At 69.1% G+C, this 22597-nt stretch carries 18 protein-coding genes and 1 riboswitch; of the genes, 6 read left to right on the top strand and 12 right to left on the bottom strand.

Annotated elements, in window-relative coordinates:
- Window positions 1-76: 76 nt before the first annotated feature.
- Window positions 77-1129 carry a beta-propeller fold lactonase family protein gene (locus G6035_RS03100; protein WP_176615607.1) on the bottom strand — a complete coding sequence of 351 codons (1053 nt, stop codon included), beginning with the start codon at window positions 1127-1129 and terminating at the stop codon, window positions 77-79.
- 85 nt (window positions 1130-1214) lie between these two features.
- On the opposite strand from G6035_RS03100, the gene G6035_RS03095 reads away from it, so the two are divergent.
- Window positions 1215-1445, top strand: coding sequence for an RNA-binding S4 domain-containing protein (locus G6035_RS03095; RefSeq protein WP_176615606.1), 231 nt, complete (start codon window positions 1215-1217; stop codon window positions 1443-1445).
- A 3-nt stretch (window positions 1446-1448) separates the two neighbouring features.
- Here the strand turns inward: G6035_RS03095 and G6035_RS03090 are convergent, their stop codons facing one another.
- A complete protein-coding gene (locus G6035_RS03090) occupies window positions 1449-2093 on the bottom strand; it encodes an alpha/beta hydrolase (RefSeq protein ID WP_371130814.1) in 645 nt (214 codons plus the stop codon).
- Between the two features lie 78 nt (window positions 2094-2171).
- On the opposite strand from G6035_RS03090, the gene G6035_RS03085 reads away from it, so the two are divergent.
- Together G6035_RS03085 and G6035_RS03080 are read left to right on the top strand one after the other, a co-directional pair.
- Window positions 2172-3029: an SGNH/GDSL hydrolase family protein gene (locus G6035_RS03085; protein WP_371130813.1), complete on the top strand. Its 858-nt coding sequence runs from the start codon at window positions 2172-2174 to the stop codon at window positions 3027-3029.
- Between the two features lie 96 nt (window positions 3030-3125).
- Entirely contained in the window at window positions 3126-3542 is a 417-nt protein-coding gene (locus G6035_RS03080) for a hypothetical protein (RefSeq protein ID WP_176615603.1), read from the top strand.
- A 59-nt stretch (window positions 3543-3601) separates the two neighbouring features.
- On the opposite strand, the gene G6035_RS03075 is transcribed toward G6035_RS03080, so the two are convergent.
- From G6035_RS03075 to G6035_RS03065, 3 genes are all read right to left on the bottom strand, one after another.
- Window positions 3602-4807, bottom strand: a complete 1206-nt coding sequence (locus G6035_RS03075; protein ID WP_176615687.1) for a homoserine O-acetyltransferase — start codon at window positions 4805-4807, stop codon at window positions 3602-3604.
- A 5-nt stretch (window positions 4808-4812) separates the two neighbouring features.
- On the bottom strand, window positions 4813-6129 hold the full coding sequence (locus G6035_RS03070) for a bifunctional o-acetylhomoserine/o-acetylserine sulfhydrylase (RefSeq protein WP_176615602.1): 1317 nt from the start codon (window positions 6127-6129) through the stop codon (window positions 4813-4815).
- A gap of 84 nt (window positions 6130-6213) precedes the next feature.
- Window positions 6214-6331, bottom strand: a riboswitch (SAM riboswitch).
- Window positions 6332-6462: 131 nt separating this feature from the next.
- Window positions 6463-8841, bottom strand: coding sequence for a Tex family protein (locus G6035_RS03065; protein ID WP_218062926.1), 2379 nt, complete (start codon window positions 8839-8841; stop codon window positions 6463-6465).
- 204 nt (window positions 8842-9045) lie between these two features.
- Between G6035_RS03065 and G6035_RS03060 the strand changes: the two genes are divergently transcribed.
- A complete protein-coding gene (locus G6035_RS03060; protein ID WP_176615600.1) occupies window positions 9046-9684 on the top strand; it encodes a VOC family protein in 639 nt (212 codons plus the stop codon).
- Window positions 9685-9964: 280 nt separating this feature from the next.
- Here the strand turns inward: G6035_RS03060 and G6035_RS03055 are convergent, their stop codons facing one another.
- Window positions 9965-10804, bottom strand: coding sequence for a CPBP family intramembrane glutamic endopeptidase (locus G6035_RS03055; protein ID WP_256127697.1), 840 nt, complete (start codon window positions 10802-10804; stop codon window positions 9965-9967).
- A 59-nt stretch (window positions 10805-10863) separates the two neighbouring features.
- Between G6035_RS03055 and G6035_RS03050 the strand changes: the two genes are divergently transcribed.
- On the top strand, window positions 10864-11538 hold the full coding sequence (locus G6035_RS03050) for a histidine phosphatase family protein (RefSeq protein WP_176615599.1): 675 nt from the start codon (window positions 10864-10866) through the stop codon (window positions 11536-11538).
- A gap of 54 nt (window positions 11539-11592) precedes the next feature.
- Here the strand turns inward: G6035_RS03050 and G6035_RS03045 are convergent, their stop codons facing one another.
- From G6035_RS03045 to G6035_RS03025, 5 genes are read right to left on the bottom strand one after another with little or no spacing between them, the layout of a single operon-like run.
- Window positions 11593-12384 carry a DeoR/GlpR family DNA-binding transcription regulator gene (locus tag G6035_RS03045; RefSeq protein WP_176615598.1) on the bottom strand — a complete coding sequence of 264 codons (792 nt, stop codon included), beginning with the start codon at window positions 12382-12384 and terminating at the stop codon, window positions 11593-11595.
- A gap of 31 nt (window positions 12385-12415) precedes the next feature.
- Entirely contained in the window at window positions 12416-13279 is an 864-nt protein-coding gene (locus G6035_RS03040; protein WP_176615597.1) for a class II fructose-bisphosphate aldolase, read from the bottom strand.
- The gene (locus G6035_RS03035; protein WP_176615685.1) at window positions 13270-14217 is read right to left on the bottom strand and encodes a 1-phosphofructokinase family hexose kinase; all 948 of its coding nucleotides are present in this window, start codon (window positions 14215-14217) and stop codon (window positions 13270-13272) included. Before G6035_RS03035 ends, G6035_RS03040 begins: the two co-directional genes overlap by 10 nt.
- Window positions 14218-14273: 56 nt before the next feature.
- Window positions 14274-15266 carry an ROK family protein gene (locus G6035_RS03030; protein WP_176615596.1) on the bottom strand — a complete coding sequence of 331 codons (993 nt, stop codon included), beginning with the start codon at window positions 15264-15266 and terminating at the stop codon, window positions 14274-14276.
- 33 nt (window positions 15267-15299) lie between these two features.
- Window positions 15300-16217 carry an SIS domain-containing protein gene (locus G6035_RS03025; protein ID WP_176615595.1) on the bottom strand — a complete coding sequence of 306 codons (918 nt, stop codon included), beginning with the start codon at window positions 16215-16217 and terminating at the stop codon, window positions 15300-15302.
- Window positions 16218-16587: 370 nt separating this feature from the next.
- Between G6035_RS03025 and G6035_RS03015 the strand changes: the two genes are divergently transcribed.
- Window positions 16588-21195: an endo-alpha-N-acetylgalactosaminidase family protein gene (locus G6035_RS03015; protein WP_218062911.1), complete on the top strand. Its 4608-nt coding sequence runs from the start codon at window positions 16588-16590 to the stop codon at window positions 21193-21195.
- Between the two features lie 106 nt (window positions 21196-21301).
- On the opposite strand, the gene hutI is transcribed toward G6035_RS03015, so the two are convergent.
- Window positions 21302-22507 carry an imidazolonepropionase gene (gene hutI / locus G6035_RS03010; RefSeq protein WP_176615594.1) on the bottom strand — a complete coding sequence of 402 codons (1206 nt, stop codon included), beginning with the start codon at window positions 22505-22507 and terminating at the stop codon, window positions 21302-21304.
- Between the last annotated feature and the right edge of the window lie 90 nt (window positions 22508-22597).

Raw genomic sequence — 22597 nt, 5'->3', positions numbered from 1 at the left:
CCATGGTGCACTCCGGGCACAACCCGCCCTGGGTTATGCCCCTCGGGCAGACGCCGTCGTTCCGCCGGGGTGCCGCTCAGGCCAGCACGATGCAGGTGGGGCTGCCGAACCCGACCGTCTGCACCGGTTCGGCGCCGGGCAGGCCGTCGCCGTCAAGGGCAAAGACGGCCACGGTGTTGGAGCGCTGGTTGGCCACGTACAGCCGGTTGTTTCCCAGGGCAAAGTGCCGCGGCCAGCGGCCGCCGCACGGGACCCGGCGCAGGACGGCCGGAGGCCTGCCTGCGTCCAGGCCGGAAACGTCCAGCACCACCACGGTGTCCGCCCCCCGGACGGCGGCGTAGAGCCTGGTGCCGTCACCGGACAGCTGGATGTGGGAGGGGGCCGACCCCGCGGTGCCGCCGTCCGCCCCGGCGGACAGCGGCACCCGGAGCAGCCACTTCCAGAACCGGCCGGCGCCGTCGTGCGGATCGGCCCCGCCCGGATCCACGTCGGCGCGCCGCAGCACATGCAGGTGCCCGTCAAGTTCCCCGGCCACCAGCAGGAACTCCCCCGCGATGGCCACGTGCCGCGGCCCGGTGCCCGGCGGCAATTCCGCGGACCCCAGCCGGACGCGGGACGCGGCCGAGTACTCATCCACCCGGTCGGCGCCAAGGTCGGATACCAGCACCGTGCCCCAGGGGGTGGCTGTCACCTGGTGTGCGTGCGACCCGCCCTGCCGGTCCGCGACGGGACCGGTGCCCGGGTGGGACAACAGCTCCGGGGGTTCCGGCGTCGTGCTTCCCAAAACGGCGGCCAGGGGTGTCACGGATGCCGTGCCGGAGGAGTAGTTGGCTGCCCAGACGTCGGGGCCGATGAGCGCGAGGTGGCAGGGGTCCGCGCCGCCGGAGGCCACGCGGCCGCGCAGTTCAAGCGTTTCGGGGTCGAGTGCGGCGATCCGGCCCTGGGGCAGCTCCTCCACGGCCAGCAGGGCCCCGCCACCGGGCGCGATGAACGACGGATTCACCGCGCCTCCGACGGCCAGCTGCCGCCCCACCGTGCCGTCCGGTTCCAGCGAAAAGCGCCCGACGCCGGGGCCCCCGCCGTAGGGCTCCCGGGTGTAGCCGCTGACAATGATCTGACTGGCATTCATGGGGGCTCCTGGATGGCTGGCGTGTCTCCCACCACGTTATAACCGGCCGGCGCCGGCGTCGCGCCCCATGCGGCACAATTGACCCATGAGTTCACACGAGATCATCGACATTCCCATCCGCGACGACATGATCCGCCTGGGGCAGCTGCTCAAGCTCGCCAGCCTGGTGGAGGACGGTGTGGAGGCCGCGGACCTCATCAAGAACGGCATGGTCAAGGTGAACGGTGAAATCGACGAGCGCCGCGGCCGCCAGCTGCACGACGGCGACACCGTCACCGTGGGCGGCGAAACGGTGCGGATCAGCACGCCCAGGTAGGGCCTAGTTCAGCACCTTGTACCGCAGGAACTCGCCCACGTGCGCTATTTCCTGGGCGTTGATGCCGTGCCAAATGCCCGTGTACAGCACCTTGGTGAGCTCGGTGTGGGCGCGCAGCCAGGTGTTGGTGTACTCCACGGCGGCGGCGGGTATGACGGGGTCGGCCTGGTCGCGGCCCCAGAAGATCTCCGGCTTCGCGGCGGCCGTGGCCTGGTCATCGAACCAGGGGTCCCCGTCCGCCTCCACCACAAATCCTGAAAGCCCGACGACGGCCACGTAGTCTGCGGGCCGGTGCCGCAGCAGCGTGGTGGCCACGCACATGCCCTGGGAAAACCCGAAGAGGGTCACCGAGCTGTGCGCGCCGCGGATGGTGTCCAGCCACGCCTCGACGCCTGCCGCCGTTTCCGTGACCGAGTCCAGCGAGTAGGAAAGGTCCGTCCGGAGCGGGAACCAGGCCCGGCCCGGGCCGGCCTGCAGCGGCCCCTGGACGGAGGCGACCGTGAACTCGGCAGGCAGCTGCGCCGCCAGCCCGAAGAGGTCGGCTTCGTCGGCACCGTAGCCGTGGAACATGACCAGCAGGGGCGTGCCGGCCCGCTCATTTTCGGGACGGGACCACAGCACTTGGGGGGATTCACTCATGCGCCCCATCTTTCCATGGCGCTGTTGCAGGGGGCCAACCGGGCGGACCGGTGGCGCCGGGAGGGGCCCCGAGGGCAGTATGGAACCGTGAGTGAATTTTCCGACGCAGAAGAATCCCGGCAGCCGGGCACCGTGGCGCCGCCCCGCCACCCGTGGAACCGCTACATTGCCATCGGCGACTCCTTTACCGAGGGGATCGGCGACCCCGAGCCCAACAGCCCCGGCGGGCACCGCGGCTGGGCGGACCGGGTGGCCGAGGACCTGAGCCGCGGCCGCGACGACTTCAAATATGCCAACCTGGCCATTCGGGGCCGGCTCCTGCAGCAGATCATTGACGGGCAGCTGGAACCGGCCCTGGCGCTCAAGCCGGACCTGATCAGCATTTCCGCAGGTGGCAACGACCTCATCCGGCCCGGTTCCGACCCCGACCACCTGGCCGAACGCCTGGATGCAGCCGTGGGCAGGATGTCCGCAGCCGGGGCCACCGTCCTGTTGTTCAACGGACCGGACATCCGCGACACGCCCGTGCTCGGCATGGTGCGGGGCCGCGTGGCCGTGTACAACGAAAACCTCCGCACCATCGCACTGCGGCACGACGCCGTCGTGGCGGACATGTGGTCCATGCGCCAGCTGAGGGACCCGCAAATGTGGTCCCCGGACCGGCTGCACTTTTCCCCCCTGGGCCACCACAACATCGCCATCATGGTCCTGGACACGCTGAACGTCCCGCACGAACTGCTCCCGATGCTGCCGAAGCCCCTGCCTGTGCAGAAGTGGCAGGCCGCCCGGGCCGAGGACCTGGTGTGGGCGCGCGAGTTCCTGTTCCCCTGGGTGCTGCGCCGGCTGCGGCACCGCTCCTCCGGCGACGGAATGTCCGCCAAGCGCCCAACGGCCGGCCCGGTGTTTGGGCCGGGACTGGGAACGGGTTTGCCGCTTTCGCACTAGCCACCTGCCGGCCCGCCCGGGCCGGGGTGCACCATTCCGGACTACCATGGAAGGAGACGCAGTTGTCTGCGTCCCTGAGCGTGGAAGAGGTGTGTTGTGCTGACTATGCTCGACCCTTCGGCAGCCGGGACCATGGCTGCCTCGTCATCCGGATCCGGCGCAGTCCCGCCGTGGTTGATCCTGGTGTTTTTTGGCGTGGCCCTGGTGGCGAGCTTCGTCCGGGCGTCCTCCCGCCGCAAGCGCACCCGCAATGCCCCGCCCCGCGGAATCCAGTCCCGGACCGTCCGGCAGGATCCGCCGATCCCACATGGCGGAACGCTGCTCAACGGCGTCCCGATGAAGGCCTACGACAACGCCCAGGGGCAACAGTCGATGGGCTTCGCCAACGAGCGCATGAGGGCCGAGGCCGAGCTCAAGCGGCAGCTGGATGCCCTCGATGCCGCCCGCCGCGCCGGCCAGGTCACGGCCGAACAGTACGCAGCCCACCGCGAAGCGATCTTCAAAAACTTCTAGGCGCCGGCCGCGTCCCGGCCCGGGAACCGCCCGGAGCCAGGCCCGGCGGCCCCGCCGGACTACTCCGCGAAGAAGGACTCCCGGAGCAGTTCGCCGACGGCGCCCACCTCGGTCAGGAAGCCGTCGTGGCCGATGGCGGAGTCGATGTGGCGCACCCGGACCTCGCCGGGAAGGGCGGCAGCCAGTTCCGCCGACTGCGCCGGGAAGTACAGCCGGTCGCTGCTGACCGCTGCCACCAGGAACTCCACGCCCTCGGTGCGGGCCAGGGCCTCGCCCAGCGTGCCGCGGCCGCGCGTGACGTCGTGGCTCATGAGCGCCTCGGTGATCGCCACATAGCTGTTGGCGTCGAAGCGGGTGACCAGCTTGCGCGCCTGGTGGTCCAGGTAGCTTTCCACCTGGTACCGCCCCTCCACGGAACCCCCGGCGGCAGGCCGCAGCCGGGCGTGCCCCAGCGGGTCCTCGCCGGGCTGCACGGAGCGCCCAAAGCGGGCACCCATCTCCTGCTCCGACCTGTACGTAATGTGGGCAATCCGCCGGGCCAGCCCGAGACCCAGGACGGGCGCCGCGCCGTCGTAGTAGTCCCCGCCGGCAAAGTTCGGGTCCTGCCGGATGGCCAGCACCTGCGCTTGGGCAAAGGCGATCTGTTCGGCCGTGCTGGCCGCGCACGCCGCCACGACGGCACAGCGCTGAACCCGCTCGGGGAACGTCACGGCCCATTCAAGGGCGCGGGCGCCGCCCATGGATCCACCGATCACGGCGTGCCAGGCGGTGACGCCCAGGGCATCGGCCAGGCGCGCCTCGGCGTGGACCGAGTCGCGGATCGTGACGAACGGGAAGCGTGAGCCGTAGGGCGCGCCGTCGTCGGCAATGCTGGACGGGCCCGTGGTGCCGTAGCAGCCGCCGAGCATGTTTGCCGCCACCACAAAATACTTGTTGGTGTCGACCACGGCGCCGGGACCGACCAGGCCCTCCCACCAGCCGTCCTCCTCGGAGTCGCCGCGGCTGACGTGCGTGCTGCCGGTGAGGGCGTGCTGGATGAGGACGGCGTTGCTGCCGGACGCGTCCAGCGTGCCCCAGCATTCGTAGGCCACCGTGACGGCAGGCAGTTCGCCCCCGGCCTCCAGCGGCAGGTTGCCGATGTTCACGCTGCGCAGCACGCCGCCGCCCTGCCCGACGGCGGCAGACCAGGGGCTGCCTCCGGGGCCGGGCGTTCCGGGGTCGGTGTCCGGGCTAAACACGCTGTCCTCCGCAGCCGTCCTTTCCATGGCACTCACGCAGTTTTGGCTGCGCGGAATCCGGCCTCGAGATCGGCGATGATGTCCTCAACGCCTTCCAGCCCGACGGACAGGCGGACCAGTCCGGGGCGGACGCCGGCGGCGAGCCGCTGCTCCTCGCTCAGCTGTGCATGGGTGGTCGACGCCGGGTGGATCACCAGGGAGCGCACGTCGCCGAGGTTCGCGACGTGGGAGTGGAGCTCCAGGCCGTCCACGAAGCGGCGGCCGGCGTCCAGCCCGCCCTTGATGTCAAAGGAGACGATGGCGCCGGTGCCCTTGGGGCTGTACTTGCGGCCGCGCTCAAACCAGGGGCTGGAGGGGATGCCGGCGTAGGCAACCGCCTCGACGTTTTCGTTGGCCTCGAGCCATTCGGCCACCTTCACGGCATTGCTGACGTGGCGTTCCACGCGCAGGCTCAGCGTCTCGATGCCCTGTGCGATGAGGAAGGCGTTGAAGGGGGAAATGGCGGAGCCGAGGTCGCGCAGCAGCTGCACGCGGGCCTTGAGGATGTAGGCCAGGTTCGCCCCCAGGGCGCTGCCCACGCCGAGGTCACGGGCATACACCAGGCCGTTGTAGCTTTCGTCGGGGGTGTTGAAACCGGGGAACTTCTCCGGGCTGGCGGCAAAGTCGAACTTGCCGCCGTCGACAATCACACCGCCGATGGCGTTGCCGTGGCCGCCCAGGTACTTGGTGGCGGAGTGGATCACGATGTCCGCACCCCATTCCAGGGGGCGGATCAGGTACGGGGTGGCCAGGGTGTTGTCCACGATGAGCGGCACACCGGCGTCGTGCGCGATGGCGCTGATGTTTTCCAGGTCGAGCACGTCCTGGCGCGGGTTGGAGACCGTCTCGCCAAAGAACGCCTTCGTGTTGGGCCGGACGGAGGAGCGCCATTCGTCCAGGTTGTCCGGGTCGGAGACGAAGGTGACCTCGATGCCAAGCTTCTTCAGCGTGTGGGCCAGCAGGTTGAAGGTGCCGCCGTAGACGCTGGGGCTGGAGACGATGTGGTCGCCGGCCTGGGCGAGGTTCAGGATGGCAAACGTCGTGGCGGCCTGGCCGGAGGCGAGCAGCAGGGCGCCGACGCCGCCCTCCAGGTTGGCGACGCGCTGTTCCACGGCGTCGGAGGTGGGGTTGCCGATGCGCGTGTAAATGGGCTCCAGCTCGGAAAGCGCAAAGCGGGCAGCAGCGCTCTCCGTGGAAGGGAACACGAACGACGTCGTCTGGTAGATCGGCAGCGCCCGGGCGCCGGTGGCGGCGTCCGGCTCCTGGCCGGCATGGATCTGACGGGTTTCAAAGGACCATGCGTTGCTCATGGTGAGCTCCTTACACACTAGAGGCCGTCCAAGTATGGCCCCGCCTGGTCCGAGGGACCGACGGGGGCCGGGCTTGGAAGTTGCGGCCCGCGCTTGCGTTGGGGCCGGCTGGCCCAACGCCTGGTCTTCACCCGGGGCACCCCGCCGCGGAAAGGAGGGTTGCCGGCCTGCGAGCCGGGGCTTGTCGCAGGCACTCATGACCTGCTACCAGTGTGCGAGACCGGCCCGCAAAGCTGCAACATTATGACGGTTATATGACCCCTGCGCGAAGATGTGCTGGACTTTTCGCGCCAAACCTGCACGGTGCCGAACATGTGAAGCGCCGCGGGGTGGTCACTTCCCCAATCCCGCACGGCGCAGGGCCTCGGCCATGGCGGTCGCCGCCGGCCGGGCCTGGCCGGACCCCTTGGCCGCCGGCCGGGCCTGGCCGGACCCCTTGGCCTGGCGGGAACCCTCCGCCGGCCGGGCCTGGCGGGGTCCTGCGGCCTTCGCCTCGTCATCCAGCCGCAGGGTCAGCGAGATGCGCTTGCGCTCCGGCTCCACCTCGAGCACCTTCACGCGCACCACCTGTCCGGACTTGACTACGGTGTGGGGGTCGGAGACGAAGGAATTGCTCATGGCCGAAACGTGGACCAGCCCGTCCTGGTGCACGCCGATGTCCACGAACGCGCCGAAGGCCGCCACGTTGGAGACGGTGCCCTCCAGGATCATGCCGGGGTAAAGGTCGGTGATCTTTTCGATGCCCTCGGTGAAGGTGGCTGTTTCAAAGCGGGGGCGGGGGTCGCGTCCGGGCTTCTGCAGCTCGGCCACGATGTCCTTTACGGTGGGCAGGCCGAACGCGCCGTCCACAAAGGCCTGCGGGTCGACTGTTGCCACGGCAGCCACGCCGCCGGAGATTTCCGCCTTGTCCGCACCCACGGCAGCCAGGATTTTCCGCGCCACCCCGTACGCTTCGGGGTGCACGCTGGAGGCGTCCAGCGGCTCCGCTCCCCCGGTGATGCGCAGGAAGCCGGCGCACTGTTCGTACGCTTTGGGGCCCAGCCGGGCCACCTTGAGCAGTTCGCGGCGCTTGGTGAACGGGCCGTTTTCGTTCCGGTGCGCCACAATGTTTTCACTCAGCAGGGTCCCGACGCCGGCCACCCTCGCCAGGAGCGCGGGCGAGGCGGTGTTGAGGTCCACGCCCACGGCATTCACGCAGTCCTCGACGACGGCGTCCAGCGAGCGTTCCAGCTTGGCCGGGGTGAGGTCGTGCTGGTACTGGCCCACGCCGATGGACTTCGGGTCGATCTTGACCAGTTCCGCGAGCGGGTCCTGCAGGCGGCGGGCAATGGAGACGGCGCCGCGAAGTGAGACGTCCATGCCGGGCAGCTCGGCCCCGGCCAGGGCGGAGGCCGAGTAGACGGAGGCGCCCGCCTCGGAGACCACCAGCTTGGCGACCACGCGGCCCGGGTTGCGGCGCTTGAGTTCGGCGAGCAGCTCGGCGGCCAGCTTGTCGGTCTCGCGGCTGGCCGTGCCGTTGCCGATGGCGATGAGCTCCACCTGGTGTGTTTCAGCCAGCGCCACGAGCGTTGCGAGGGCCTCGTTCCAGCGCTTGGCCGGGGCGTGCGGGTAGATGGTGTCCGTCGCGGTGACCTTGCCGGTGCCGTCCACCACGGCCACCTTCGTGCCGGTGCGCAGGCCCGGGTCCAGGCCCAGCGTGGCACGGTTGCCGGCCGGCGCGGCGAGCAGGACGTCGCGCAGGTTGGCGGCAAACACGCGCACGGATTCCTCCTCGGCGGCCTGGAACAGCCGCACGCGCAGGTCCACGGAGAGGCGGGTGAGGATGCGGGTGCGCCAGGCCAGACGGGCGCCCGTCATGAGCCAGGTGTCGGCGGCCCGGCCGGACCCGGTGATGCCGAGGGAGTGCGCCACGGCGCTTTCGTACCTGGCGCGTGCCTGGGCCTGGGCGTCGGCGTCGCGCGTGTCCGCCTCCGCCAGGTCCAGGGACAGGACGCCCTCCTTTTCCCCGCGCAACAGCGCCAGGACCCGGTGGCTGGGCAGCGTGTGCGGCGGCTGGGCAAAGTCAAAGTAGTCCTTGAACTTCTCCCCGGCGGCATCCTTGCCGGCCTTCACGCTGGAGCGCAGCCGGCCGGTCTTCCACAGCCGCTCGCGCAGCTCCCCCACCAGGGCCGCATCCTGGCCCGCGCGTTCGATCAGGATGGCGCGGGCGCCGGCCAGCGCGTCGTCGGCGCTTGCCACGGCATGGTCCGGGTTGAGGTACGCGTCTGCCACGACGGCGGGGGCCTGCGCAGGATTCTTCAGGAGCGAGTCAAGCAGCGGTTCCAGGCCCGCCTCCCGGGCGGCGTCGGCCTTGGTCTTGCGCGTGGACTTGTAGGGCAGGTACAGGTCCTCGAGGTCGGACTTGGTCGCGGCGGCCTCGATCGCGGCGCGCAGCTGTTCCGTCAGCTTGCCGAGGGCGTGGACGGACTCCAGCACGGTCTTCCGGCGTGCCTCCAGCTCCCGCAGGTAGCGCAGGCGCTCCTCCAGCTCGCGCAACTGGGCGTCATCCAGCGTCCCTGTCGCTTCCTTCCGGTACCGGGCAATGAACGGGACGCTGGCGCCGTCGTCCATCAGTCCCACCGCGGCACGCACCTGGGCCGGGCGGACGCCCAGCTCCGCGGCGATGGCGGCGGCAATCCGGGCCTCCACGGCTGCGGCCCCGGGCCTCCTCAGGGAGGGTTGGGCGGGGGAAGCGGAGCCGGGTTGGCCGGGGGAAGCGGAGCCGGGTTGGGCGGGGGAGGCTGGTGCTGAAGTATCGGTCACGGTTCAATTCTGCCCCACGTTTGGGCCCCTTCGCCCGCCCCGGCCGTCAGACATCCCATGTGAGTTAGGTAACGCTAAGTCGAGAGGCCGATCACAAAGTGCCAAGATGAACGCATGCGAATGGACCACGTTTCTTACGCCTGTGAATCAGATGGATTGGCTGCCACCACGGAGCGGATCGCGACCGCACTGGGGGTCGAAGCAGTGCGCGGCGGGGTGCACCCCCGCTTCGGCACCCGCAATATGATCATTCCGCTCACCGACCACCATTACCTCGAAGTGGTTGAGGTCCTGGACCACCCCGCTTCGGACAAGGCGCCCTTTGGCCAGGCCGTCCGCGCCCGTTCGCAGGCCGGCGGCGGCTGGATGGGCTGGTGCGTGGCCGTGGACGACCTCTCCCCGTTCGAGGAACGCCTGGGCCGCAGCGCCGTCCCCGGCAACCGCAAGTTCCCCGACGGCCGCGAGCTGGTCTGGCAGCAGATCGGCATCAAGGGCCTCATCGCCGACCCCCAGGTGCCCTACATGCTCAAGTGGGAGGGCGATCCCGCCCTTCACCCGTCCCTGGCCCGCCCATCCACCGTCCGGCTGGCCTCGCTGACCATCGCCGGCAGTGCCGAGCGCCTGACCGAATGGCTCGGCGAGCCGGTGGAGAAGCCGCTGGAGGATGTGACGGTGGAGTGGATCGCCCCGCGCGGCACGCCCGGCATCATGTCCGTGACGTTCGAGACGGCCAAGGGCCAGGTCACCATCTAGCTTTCAGTGCAAATCAAGCGGCACCCGTCCCTGCAGGGTCGGGTGCCGCTTCCTTGCCCGGGAACCAGGCCGCTTTTGCTGCACCATCGAAACCGGCGGTGCAGCAAAAGCGGGTTGGTGGCTGATCGGAAATTCGGCGGTGCAGCAAAAGCGGGCTGGCACCCGCCCAGGCCGCTTTTGCTGCACCATCGAAACCGCCAGTTCGGTCAACGGGGTCCAATGCGGACTCCGCGCCGCTTTCGGGCGCATGACGGGCCGCCCGGAAGCCGTCCCTCCGCAGCTACCCGAAGCCGAGGGCGGGGCCCATGGTGAAGGCGGCAATGTCCACGAGTGAATGCGCCACGACCAGCGGCATCACACGCCCGTACCTCTTGTAGAGCCAGCAAAAGAGCAGGCCCATGACAAAGTTGCCGAAGAACGGCCCGAACCCCTGGTACAGGTGGTAGCTGCCGCGGATCAGCGAGCTGAGCAGGATGGCGGCGATGGACGACATCCCCATCCGCCCCAACCGGTCCAGCAGCCAGCCCACCATGACCACTTCCTCCAGCAGGCCGTTGTGGATGGCGGAGAGCACCAGCACCGGAATGGTCCACCAGTACTGGTGCAGGGCGCTCGGGATGATTTCCGTGGTGATGCCCAGCGCCCGCCCGGCCGCGTACAGGCCCAGCGACGGCACGCCAATGACAACCAGGAGCCCGAGCGCCCCGAGCCCGTCGCGGACGGGGCGCCGGAAATCCAGGCCGATCCGGCGGAACACGGACTTTCCGGGTTCGGCCATCAGGTAAAGGACCAGGAAGACGGGCACCACGGCAAAGAAGATGTCCAGCAGCTGGTACGTCAGGTCGAAGAACTCCCGGTTGCTGCGTACCGCGTTCAGCGTGGACGTCCCCTGCGCAAGGGGTGCCCGGGACATCTTGTCCAGCAACTGTACGACGGCGTACACGCCTGATTGCCCCAGCGAGAGCCCCAGCACCAGCAGGACCTCGAACACCAGCCGCCGCCGCGACCTGGTGCCCCAGTTCCACTGCACCGCCGTGGCCCCGCCGCCCAAGGCGGGCGGGCCGCCGTCGTACGGGCCGCCGTCGAACGGGCCATTGTTACGGGGAACCATGTCACTCATGTACTAAATCATGCCGGACATGCCTACTTTGCGGCGCAGGCTGGCCTAGGCTCTTTGACATGAGTGCCCCACGCCAGATCATCATGGTCCGCCACGGCCAGTCCGCGGCCAACCAGGACCAAAGCATTTACAACCGGATCCCGGACTATCGGATTCCGTTGACCGAGGTGGGCGTGGAGCAGGCACGGAAGGCCGGGGAGCGGATCCGCCGGCAATTGGACGGGCAGAAGGTCGCCGTCTATGTCTCGCCCTACCTCCGTGCCTACCAGACGCTGGAGGCGCTGGAACTGGGCGAGCTGGTGGACCGCACCATGGAGGAGCCGCGGCTGCGCGAACAGGACTGGGCCAACTTTCAAAATCCGGCCGAGATCGCTGACCAAAAGGAGCTCCGCAACGCCTACGGGCATTTCTTCTACCGCTTCCGGGAGGGCGAATCCGGCTCCGACGTCTATGACCGGGTGTCGTCGTTCCTGGAGACGCTGCACCGGCGCTGGTCGGAGCCGGACTTTGCGCCCAACACCCTGCTGGTGACCCACGGACTGACCATGCGCCTGTTTTGCATGCGCTGGTTCCACTGGTCCGTGGAGTATTTTGAGTCGCTGAACAACCCGGGCAACGCCGACGTGCGCACGCTGGTCGAAAGCAACGGCCGCTATAGTCTCGACGTGCCCTTTGACCAGTGGACGCCGGCGCACCCGGGCACCACGGTCATGGACGCTCCGCTGAGGTTTTAGCGGCCGGTTCCCGAGGCCGGTTCCCAAAGGCGGCGAATGTCGAGGGCGGGCGCGCTACGCTTCGGGGGCGACGATGACGTCCGTGCCGGCTTCCTTGAAGGCTGCCAGCTGCTCCGCGGTGATGCCGGAATCGGTGATGAGCTTGTGGAGGCGGTGGTCGTCCATGGTGGCGAAGGCGCGTTTGCCGATCTTGGAGGAGTCGGCCAGCATGTACGCCTCCGAGGCCCGGCGGGCCATGCGCGAGTTCACGGACGCCTCGCCCTCGTCGTTGATGGTGGGGCCCGTGACGGGGTCAATGCCGTTGACGCCGATGAAGGCCAGGTCCAGGGCCACCTTTTGGAGGATGGAATCGGCATACGGGCCCACCAGCTCGTAGGAGCGGGCGTTGACGATGCCGCCGGTGACCATGATTTTCAGGTTGGGCCGGATGGCCAGCTGGGCCGCGATGTTGATGGCGTTGGTGACAATTGTCAGGGAGGGCCGGTTCGAGGGCTCCATGAGGTCTTCGCGCGTGGACAGGACCTGCGCCAACGCGGTGCTGGTGGTCCCCCCGCACAGGCCAATGACGGCGCCCTTGGGGATCAGCGCACTGGCGGCCAGGGCAATCTGGTGCTTTTGCGCCGCGTGGTCGTCGCGGTTGTACCGGCCGGGCAGGTCGTAGGAGACGGAGCCGGAGGTGGCCCCGCCGCGCGTGCGGGTCAGCAGGCGCTCGTTGGCCAGGGAGTCCAGGTCGCGCCGGGCCGTGGCCGGGGAGACGCCGAGCTTCTCCACAATCCCCTCAACCTCCACCTGCCCGTCGGCCGCCAGGATGTCGAGAATGGCTGCCAGCCGTTCAGTGCGGTTCATTGGATGCTCCCGAGGGAAGAAGGGTCCGCCATCAGGGCAGCCCCCGGTTGGGCGCAGCCCCTGCGCCTGCAAACAACGCTAGCAGCCGTGCTACCTCCGGAACCAGTGCGGCGCGCCCGGCTCCCAGGTACTTGCGCGAATCCACCACGGCCGGGTTGGCATCGAGGTAGCTGCGCACGGCCCGGGTGAAAAAGCCGTTGAGGTGCGTGGAGACGTTGATCTTGGTCATGCCGGCCGCGATGGCGGCCACAATGGTCCCATCCGAAACGCCGGAGGAGCCGTGCAGCACCAGCGGCACGTCCAGGGCGGCCTTGAGGGCGGTGATCCGGTCCAGGTTCAAGGCGGCCGAGCGCTCGGTCATCGCGTGGGAGGAGCCCACGGCGACGGCCAGGGCGTCGACGCCGGTGGCGGCCACAAACGCGGCGGCCTCAGCGGGGTCGGTCAGCACGCCCGGCGCGTGCGCACCGTCCTTGCCGCCCACCTTGCCAAGTTCCGCCTCCACATAGACGCCCCGCCCGTGGGCGTAGGCCGCCACGCGGGCGGTCACTTCGACATTCTTCGCGTACTCGAGGTGCGCGCCGTCGTACATGACGGAGCCGAAGCCCAGGTCGACGGCCTCGCAAGCGAGGGCCTCGTCCTCGGCGTGGTCAAGGTGGACGGCCACGGGCACGGACGCCTTGCGGGCCGCGGCCAGTGAGGCGGCCGCCACGGGCTCCAGCCCGCCGTGGAACTTCGCGCAGTTCTCGGAAATCTGCAGGATGACGGGGCGCCGGGCCGCCTCGGCGCCTGCGATGAGGCCTTCGAGCGTCTCCAGGTGGATGACGTTGAAGGCGCCCTGGCCGGTGCCTTCCTGCGCCGCACGGTCCATGATGGTGCGGGTGGCGGTCAAGGGCACGGTTCCTCCAGGTGGTCGGTGATGATGAGTTGTGCGGCGAGCTCGGCGTGGCGCGGGGAAATTTCCCCTGCCCCCGGCATGAGCACCGCGGCTGCGCCCCAGGACGCGGCAAGGCGCAGGATCTCCCGCAGGTCCGTGGTCCCGCTGGCAAGTGCGACGGCCGTCGCGGCCACCGCTGCGTCCCCGGCGCCCGTCGGGTTGCCGGCCAGCGGTGCGGGCAGCTTCGCCTGGAGGTGGCCGGGGCGCCCGGTCTCGAAGGCGAGCATGCCCTCCTCCCCCACGCTGACCAGGACGCGCCGCGCGCCCAGGCCCATGAGCTTGCCGGCCGCGGCAACAAGGTCCGTCTCGCCCATGGCGTCCATGAGCTCGTGATGGTTGGGCTTGAGCAGGTCCGCCCCGGCCTTGGCCGCGGACAGGATCCCGGCGCCGGAGGTGTCGATGATCGCCGGGACGCCGGCGTTGTGGGCCAGTGCCACCAGCCCGGGGTAGAAGTCGGCCGGGGCGTTCTCCGGCAGCGAGCCGGAGCCCACCAGCACGCCGGGGCGCGGCGCATCGTCGGCCCAGCCACCGTCTGTCTGGCCGCCGTGCACTTGGCCGCCGTCCAACCCGTCGACGACGGCGGCAGTCAGAGCCTGCCATTCGGCACGGCTGAGCGCGGGGCCGGCTTCGTTGAAGATGCTGGTCAGCCCGGACACCGTGTCCACGAGCGCAATGGTGCGCCGGGTCGCGGAGGCCACGGGCACCAGTCGGTACGGTATGCCCGATCCCGCGAGGTCGTCGGCGAGCTGCGCGCCGGACGCCCCGCCCGCCGTCGTGACCGCCAGGGTGGGAAAGCCCTGCTGGAGGGCCACGCGGGAGACGTTCAGGCCCTTGCCGCCGGCCCGGTACAGCGGCGTGGGGACGCGGTGGGAGGAGCCCGGATCCACGCCGTCGACCATGTAGGTGACGTCCACCGCGGGGTTGGGCGTGACGGTCAGGACCAGCTTGCCCGCGCTCACCGGGACACCCCGGCGGCCAGGCTCCGGGCCTTGAGGGCGGAACCGATGAGTCCGGCGTTTTCGCCCAGGACTGCGTGGACAAGGCGGGGGCGGCGGTGGAAGGAAAGCAGCGCGTCGATGCGGGCCGCCAGCGGTTCGAACAGGGCCGGGCCGGCCATGGACAGCCCGCCACCCAGCACCACCGTTTCGGTGCCCAGGATGGACACGCACTGGGCCACGCTGAACGCGAGAGCGTTGACGGCGTCGTCCCACACCTGCCGGGCGGTGGCGTCGCCGGCCCCGGCACGGGCCAGGACGTCGCGCGCGCCGTCCACGGGGCGGCCGCCGGACTGGGCGTAGCGCCGGGCAATGGCCCCGGCGGAGCCAAGCGACTCCAGGATGGCGAGGCCGCCGTCGGGCGACGGGACCATGGCATGGCCGATTTCGCCGGCATAGCCGCCACCCGTCACGCGGCGCCCGTCGCACAGCACAGCGCCGGCAATTCCGGTGCCGATCACCAGCACCAGGACGTCGGACTCGCCAACGGCCGCGCCGATCCTGAATTCGGCCTCCCCTGCCATGGAGACGTCATGGCCGAATGCCACCGGCAGGCCCAGCGCCCCGGTGAGGGTCCGGGTGAAGGGGAAACCGCGCCAGCCCAGGTTGGCCGAATAGACGCCGATCCCGTTGGCCTCGTCCACAATTCCGGGCACCGTCACGCCCACGGCCGCGATCACCGTGTCCCGGTGCCGCGTCTGGTAGTCGTGCGCAAGTTCCGCGATGCGGGCGCAGACCGTTTCCCCCGGGCGTTCGCCGTCCAGCGGCGTGGGGTGGCGCTGCAGGTCCGTCACGGCGTGGGAGGCGGCGGTCAGCTCGCCGCGCACCAGCCCCACTTTCATGTCCGTCCCGCCCACGTCAAAGGCCAGCACGGCCTGGCCCGCCACGGGGCTGGCCCCGACCGGGACTGCGGTGAGGCGGGCCGCTGCCGGGCCTGCGGAGGGGATGCTCATCAGGTTGCTTGCTTTCGTGGCGGCCGGACGGCCCTAGGCGGTCTCGTCCAGAATGACGGAGCGGGTCAGGTTGCGCGGCAGGTCCGGGTTCATGCCGCGGGCACGGGCGCGCTCCAGGGTGACACGGTGGACGCGGGCCAGTTCGGCGAGCGGGTGCACGTCATTGTTGATGTAGCGTGCGCCGGTCTTGTCCATGTCCGCATCCAGGCCCTCGGGCTGCCGGCCGAACATCCAGGTCACGCGGTTGGGCGCGGCGATGGAGATGGGGCCGTGGCGGTATTCCTTGGCGGGGTACGACTCGGTCCAGCCCTGGACGGCCTCGCGCATTTTCAGGCCGGCCTCGTGCGCCAGGCCCACGGTCCAGCCGGTGCCCAGGAAGGTGAACTGTTCGGCGTCGATGAGCTCCGGCCCCACGGGCGCCGTGACTGCCGCCTTGGCGTCCTCGACGGCGGCCGACAGGTCCACGCCCACGCTGGTGAGCAGGTAGGCCAGGGCCGTCGTGGCGAAGCGGGTCTGCACCACGGACTTCTCGTCCGCGTAGGGAAGTTCGACGACGGCATCCGCCAGCCCCATGATCGGCGAGGAGGTATCGCCCACCACGGCAACGGTGCGCACGGTGCCCTTGAGCCCGATCAGGACTTCGAGCACCTCGGTGGTGGTGCCGGAGCGGGTGATGGCGATGACGGCGTCGTAGCCGCGGTCCGCGCCGAGGAACGCCTCCGACGCAGCGAAGGCGTCGGTGACGCCCCTGCCGGCGGATTCCCGTGCGGCGGCATAGCTCTGGGCCATGAACCAGGAGGTGCCGCAGCCAATCACGGCCACGCGCTGGCCATCGGCCGGCAGCAGGCTTTCCTCCCGGGCCTGGGCGATGGCCCGGGCCCACACCACAGGCTGGCTGGTCAGCTCTGCTTCCATGAAGGGGCCCAGGTCCGTAACGGCGGTCTCGCTCATTGTGTGCATACTCCTTGAGGTGGGGGTCCGGCAGCAGCGGGGCCGCGCCGGCGGTTTCATTCTATAGACCAAGCCTAGCACGCAATGATTGTTAATGATTTAAAGCAGGTGAAAATAATCAACTTAACGCCAATCAATCATGCCGACCCTTCGCGGGGGACCCGACCGATCCCTGGGGTCACCCGGCGGACCTCGTGGAACCGGCCCTTGTAATCCAGGTCACTCGCGTGGAACACTTCTCTTGTTATCCATAACAACGGTTCGGGCGCCGGCGATCCCGCCACACCTGGTCCCGCCAGTCGCCGGCCCGTACGCCGGGCATTCCCCGGCACACTTGACGCATTTCCCTTCCCGCAAAGGACTTGAATTCGTGAAATCCCCCCAACCTTGCACCCTGGCGGCACCTCCGCCACAACTGCGCCCGAGATTGCACCGCGCCACGGCCGCCGCGGCCGCGCTGACGCTGGCAGCCACCCTGAGCGTCGGCATGGGGTCCGCCGCCCAGGCCGCCCCGGACCCGACCGGCACGCCCGTCACCCCGTCGCAGTACACGCTCATCGGGGCCGACTCCCAGTCGCCCGCCTACCCGGCCCCGCCCGCCCTGGACGGCACGGCGGCCGGCGCCTTCGACAACGATTATGCCTCGCAGTGGACTGTCGCCTACAAGGTGGTCGACGGCGTCGGCGTGGCCGACCCCCTCCCCCACTGGATCTCCTGGGACGTGGGCGGATCCTTCACCCTGACCGGGCTGGACTACTCCGTCAAGAACCAGGCCAACGGCCCCGTGAAGGACTACAAGGTCTTCGCCACCGACAACCGCTCCGTGGCCACGGATCCGGCCGGCGACTGGGGCGCACCCGTGGCATCGGGCAGCCTGGCCCAGCCGACGTCGAACACCCAGGTGCAGACCATCCTCTTCGACAGCCCGGTCAAGGCCCGCTACGTGAAGTTTGAGGCCGACAGCACCATCAACGGCAGCAACAACGTCTCCGCCTCGGAACTGCGCGTGCGCGCCACCGGCGACACCACCCCGGTGCCCGTCCCGCCCGCGCCCCCGGCGGATCCGGCAACCCCGGTAACGATCAGCAACGGCGCCGGCCTGGAAGTAAAGGTAGGCAAGGAATTCCCGCAAGTCATCTCCTATTCGCTGGACGGCAAGTCGCTGGCCGGCCAGGCGGACAAACTCTCGGAATTCACGCTGAACGGCAAGAACCACGCGGCCACCACCACCATGTCGGCCAGTGGCGCAACAGCCACCTACTCGTCCACGTTCGCGGACTTCCCGAACCTCACCATCGAATCCTCGCTGACGGCCACCGCCAAAAACACGGTGGAGTTCGCCGTCACGAAGATTTCCGGCAGCGCCGCCGCAACCCTTGACCAGCTGGCCATCCCCAACCAGTCCCTGGTGTCCGTTGACTCCAGCGATCCGGCTGCCCAGCTGGCCCGGACCAAGATCTCCACCGATTCCACCACCACGGCGGACCAGTTCCTGTCCGTCACGGGCGGCAGCAAGGTGGACCCGGCCGACGTCGGAACCCCCTACGGCTTTGTCAGCAACTCCCAGCTCTCCGCCGGACTCATGACCAACGCCACGGACGACTCGGCCCAGGACAACAACAACAACTGGAACACCCGGCTGCAGTCGCGGATTGTCGACGCCGGCAACGGCGCCAAGCGCGCAGAACTGTCCGTGGGCAACTACACCTACGCAGCCGCCGGGGCCACTGATCCCCGCGTGCAGTTCTACACCCTGCCCAAAACCACCGTGGTCCTCTCCGCCGACGCCAATGGCGACGGCAAGGTCACCTGGGAAGACGGCGCCACGGCGTACCGGACCGCCATGACGGCGCCCCTGGGCGCCGACCGCGTGCCCGAGCGTGTGGTCCAGCACATCCCGTTCAACTTCGCCTCGCAAGCCACCAACCCGTTCCTGAAGACGCTCGACAACGTCAAGCGGATCTCCCAGTCCACGGACGACCTGGGCCAGTGGGTCCTGGAAAAGGGCTACGCCAATGAAGGCCACGACTCCGGCCATCCGGACTACGGCGGAGACTACAACACCCGGGCCGGCGGCCTGGCGGACCTGAATACCCTGGCATCGAAGGGAGCGGCGTTCAATGCCGACCTTGCCGTCCACGTCAACGTCACCGAGGCGTACCCGCAGGCCAAGAGCTTCAGCGACGGCATGATCTCCGGCCAGGTCAACGGCTGGGACTGGCTGAACCAGTCGTACCACATTGACCAGCGCAAGGACTTGGGCACCGGCGCCATCCTGGACCGATTCGCCGAACTCCGCAAGGAAGCCCCCGGCATCAAAACGATCTACATCGACGCCTACTACTCCAGTGGATGGCTGGCCGACCAGCTCGCCACCCAGCTGCACAAGATGGGCTTCGAGGTGGCCTCCGAGTGGGCGTACAAGTTCGAGGGCAACTCGATCTGGTCGCACTGGGCCAATGACAAGAACTATGGTGGCGCCACGAACAAGGGCATCAACTCCAACATTGTCCGCTTCATCTCCAACTCCCAGCGCGACGTCTGGAACACGGACCCGCTGCTGGGAGGCACCCAGCTGAAGGAGTTTGAGGGCTGGACTGGCCAGGACGACTTCAACGCGTTCTACAACAACATCTGGGTCAACAACCTGCCCACCAAGTTCCTCCAGCACTTTGACGTGACCAACTGGGACTTTGGCAAGTCGGCAACGCTGACGGGCGGGGTGGCCGTCCAGATGGTCAATGGCCAGCGCCGGATCACGATGGGCAACGCCGTGGTCCTGAACGGCGGCACGTACCTGCTGCCCTGGCAGGACGCGGCAAACAACTCCAAGACCACCTCCCCCACCGACGCCGACAAGATGTACTTCTACTCGGCAACCGGCGGCACCACCACGTTTACGCTGACCAGCCAGTTCGCCAACAAGCGCAACTTCACGCTGTACAAGCTCACGGACCAAGGGCGCACCAAGGTCTCCGACGTCATCAACAACAACGGCACCGTCACCCTGACCGGCGACAAGGCAGTGGCCTACGTGCTGGCACCCAATGGCGACCAGCCCGTAAACAAGAGCGCCAACTATGGCGACGGCTCCATGCTCGTGGACCCCGGCTTCAACGCCGGCAACCTCGACGCCTGGAACCCCACCGGCGGCGCCGCCGTCGCACGTACCTCCATCGGTGACAACGTAGCGGTCCTGGGGACCTCGGCGTCGTCCATCGGCCAAAGCGTGAAGAAGCTGGAGAAGGGCAAGTCGTACACGCTCAGCGCCAATGTGGAGATTGCCGCGGGCAGCCGCCGGGCCGTCACCCTCGGCGTCACAGGCACGGGCCTCAACGCGGCCAACACCTTCGACATCACCCCGGACAAGAACCAGATGGCGTCCGACGCCAAGCAGGGCACCTACTCACAGCGGGCATCGGTGCAGTTCACCGCCCCCGTCAACCAAAAAGTGGATGTGTCCATCAGCGCAGTGGCCGGTGCCGCAGCGGTGACACTGGACGACGTGCGGATCATGGAGGACACCACGACGCCGGTGGCCGTGCCCGCGGGCAGCCCCGGAAAGCTCGTCGCCAGCGCCAACTTCGAAGGAAACCAGCCCGGCTGGGGTCCGTTCGTGAAGGGCGACGCCGGCGGATCCACCGATCCGCGCACCAGTATCAGCGACCTCCACGCCCCTTACTCGCAAAAGGCGTGGAAGAACACGGCCAGCCCGTACAACGCAGGCTCCCTCAACGGCCAGGCAGTGGACGACGTGCTGGACGGGAACCATTCGCTGAAGGCGCATGAGGAGAACACCGGCCTGGTGTACCGGACGGTGCCCGCCACGGTGCCGTTCACGGCCGGCCACTCCTACAAGGTGTCCTTCAAGTACCAGACGAACGTGGCCGGCCAATGGCAGTGGGTGACCGGTGCGGACACTCTTTCGGGAGGAACAGCCGGTGGCACCGTGACGTCGAAGGACCTCAAGGACGAGGCCATGGCCCCGGCCCTGGACACGGCAACATACTCACGGACCTTCACGGCCGGCTGCGGGGACGACTGGGTGGGCCTCCGGAAGACCGGGGCTGCCAAAGGTGCCGACTTTGTGCTCGATGACTTCACCGTCACTGACCTTGGCGCTGTCAGCGTCGGGGCGTCCTGCGCCGCCGTGGCCGGTCCGGCCAACGCGGACCTGAACCCGGGCACCACCAACAGTTACGTGACCACGTTCACCAACAACGAGGCCACGGACGCCACCAATGTGGCCATGTCGCTGGGCATCCTGCCCGCCGGCTGGACCGCACAGGTGGCAGTCAAGGACGGCAACCTGGCGGGCACCGTCAAGCCGGGCGCCACGGCCAAGACGACGTGGATCATCACGGCCCCGGCGGGCGCCGCCGGGACCAGCGCGGTGATCCACCCGGCCGCGACGTATTTCAACGACTGCGCCACCAAGACGGTGGACTCTGATTCGAACCTCGCGGTCGGCAGCAAGGCCATGGTGCCGCCATCGTCCATGACGGCGAGCGCGGACTCCGAGAACATGACCACAGGGCCCGGCGCGGGACCCGTCGCCAACGTCCTGGACGGCGATGCCAGCACCATCTGGCACACGGAATGGGATCCGACCATCACGGACTACCCGCACTGGGTGCAGCTGGACCTCCACGGTGAATACACCGTCAGCGGCTTCGGCTACCAGGACCGCCAGTCCGGCGGCCAGAACGGCAAGGTGAAGGGCTACACCATCTTCACCTCGGAGGACGGCACCACCTGGACGCAAGTCGCCACCGGTGACCTGGTGGACGCGGCGGGCATGCAGAACATCACGTTCCCGGCCGTCAAGGCCCGGTTCGTGAAGTTCCAGGCCAACAGCGCCCTCAATGGGCTGCAGTTCGCGTCGGCCGCCGAGATGCGGGTGTTTGGCAGCGGCGGGACCGCGGCCGCGGGTTTCGACCCGGCCGCGCGCCCGGCTGATACGGCCTGCACGCCGTAGCCCGGCTACACAACTTACCCGCAGTAGATGTCGGAAATCCCACGGATTCGTGGGATTTTCGGCATCTAGTGCGGGTCACTTTTTGATGCGGCCGGGGCTTTCCGCGCTAGACTGCCCGGGCGCCGGCGCGCCATACCGCGTGCGTTAGCGGTATGCCGGGGCGGTAGGCCAGGTGTGTGGCCGACGGCGCCTTGAGCATGTGCAGGTCCGCCCGGTGCCCGACGGCGATGGACCCCACCGCGCGGCGGCCGTCCCCGTCGATGCCGGTTTCCCGGTGGAGTGCCAGGGCTCCGCCCCAGGTGGCGGCGCGCACGGCCTCGTGCACGGAAAGGCCCATCTGCAACACGGCGGTGGTCACGCAAAACGCCACCGAGGACGTGTAGGAGGTGCCGGGGTTGCAGTTGGAGGCGATGGCCAGCTGCACGCCGGCGTCCAGCAGCCGCCGGGCCGGGGCCAGTGGCTGCCGCGTGGACAGGTCGCACGCCGGCAGCACGGTGGCCACGGTGCCCCGCTCCCCCGCGCCACCCGCCCAGCCGGACCACGACTGCGAAAGGAGGTCGACGTCGTCGTCCGTCAGGAAGTTCACGTGGTCCACGCTGGCGGCGCCGAATTCCACGGCGAGCGCGGCGCCGGCACCCGGGCCCAGCTGGTTGCCGTGCACGCGCAGCCCCAGCCCGGCGTCGCGGCAGGCCGCGAGCACCCGGCGCGACTGCTCCGGCGTGAACGCGCCCGTCTCGCAAAAGACGTCGGCCCACGTCACGAACGGCCGCACGGCGCGCAGCATCTCCCCGCAGACCAGGTCCGTGTACTCGTCCGCGTCGGCGCCGGCCGGCACTAGGTGGGCACCGAGGTAGGTCGCCTCGTCGGCAATGCTGGCGGCGATCCGGGCGCTGCGGGCCTCGTGCTCCACGTCCAGCCCGTAGCCGGTCTTTGTCTCCAGGTAGGTGGTGCCCTGCGAGACGGCCTCGGCCACCCGGCCCAGCGCCAGGCGGGTGAGGTCGTAGTCCGCCGTGGCGCGGGTGGCGTCCACGGAGACGGCAATGCCGCCGGCGCTGTAGCCCTCCCCGGCCATGCGCGCCTCAAACTCGGCCGTCCGGTCACCCGCGAAGACCAGGTGCGAGTGTGAATCGACCCAGCCCGGCAGCACGGCCCGGCCCTGCGCGTCGGTGGCGGTGTCCGCGGCAGGCGCGTGGACGGCGTCGCCAATCCAGGCGATCCGCTCCCCCTCCAGCACCACCGCCGCATTGTGCCGCGTCCCCTGTTCGTGGTCCTGCGTCATCAATTCGCCGATGTTGGTGATCAGTTCGCTCATTCCCCCAGCGTACGACGCCGTCCTGCCGCCTTTCGCGGACCGGCTGCGGTTGCGTCTGGGATGCCAGACGGCAAGTGCCTGCTGCCGGGG

It is taken from the genome of Arthrobacter sp. SDTb3-6 (genome assembly GCF_013376095.1).
Lineage (GTDB): Bacteria > Actinomycetota > Actinomycetes > Actinomycetales > Micrococcaceae > Specibacter.
This window is presented reverse-complemented; position numbering and strand designations above follow the sequence as displayed.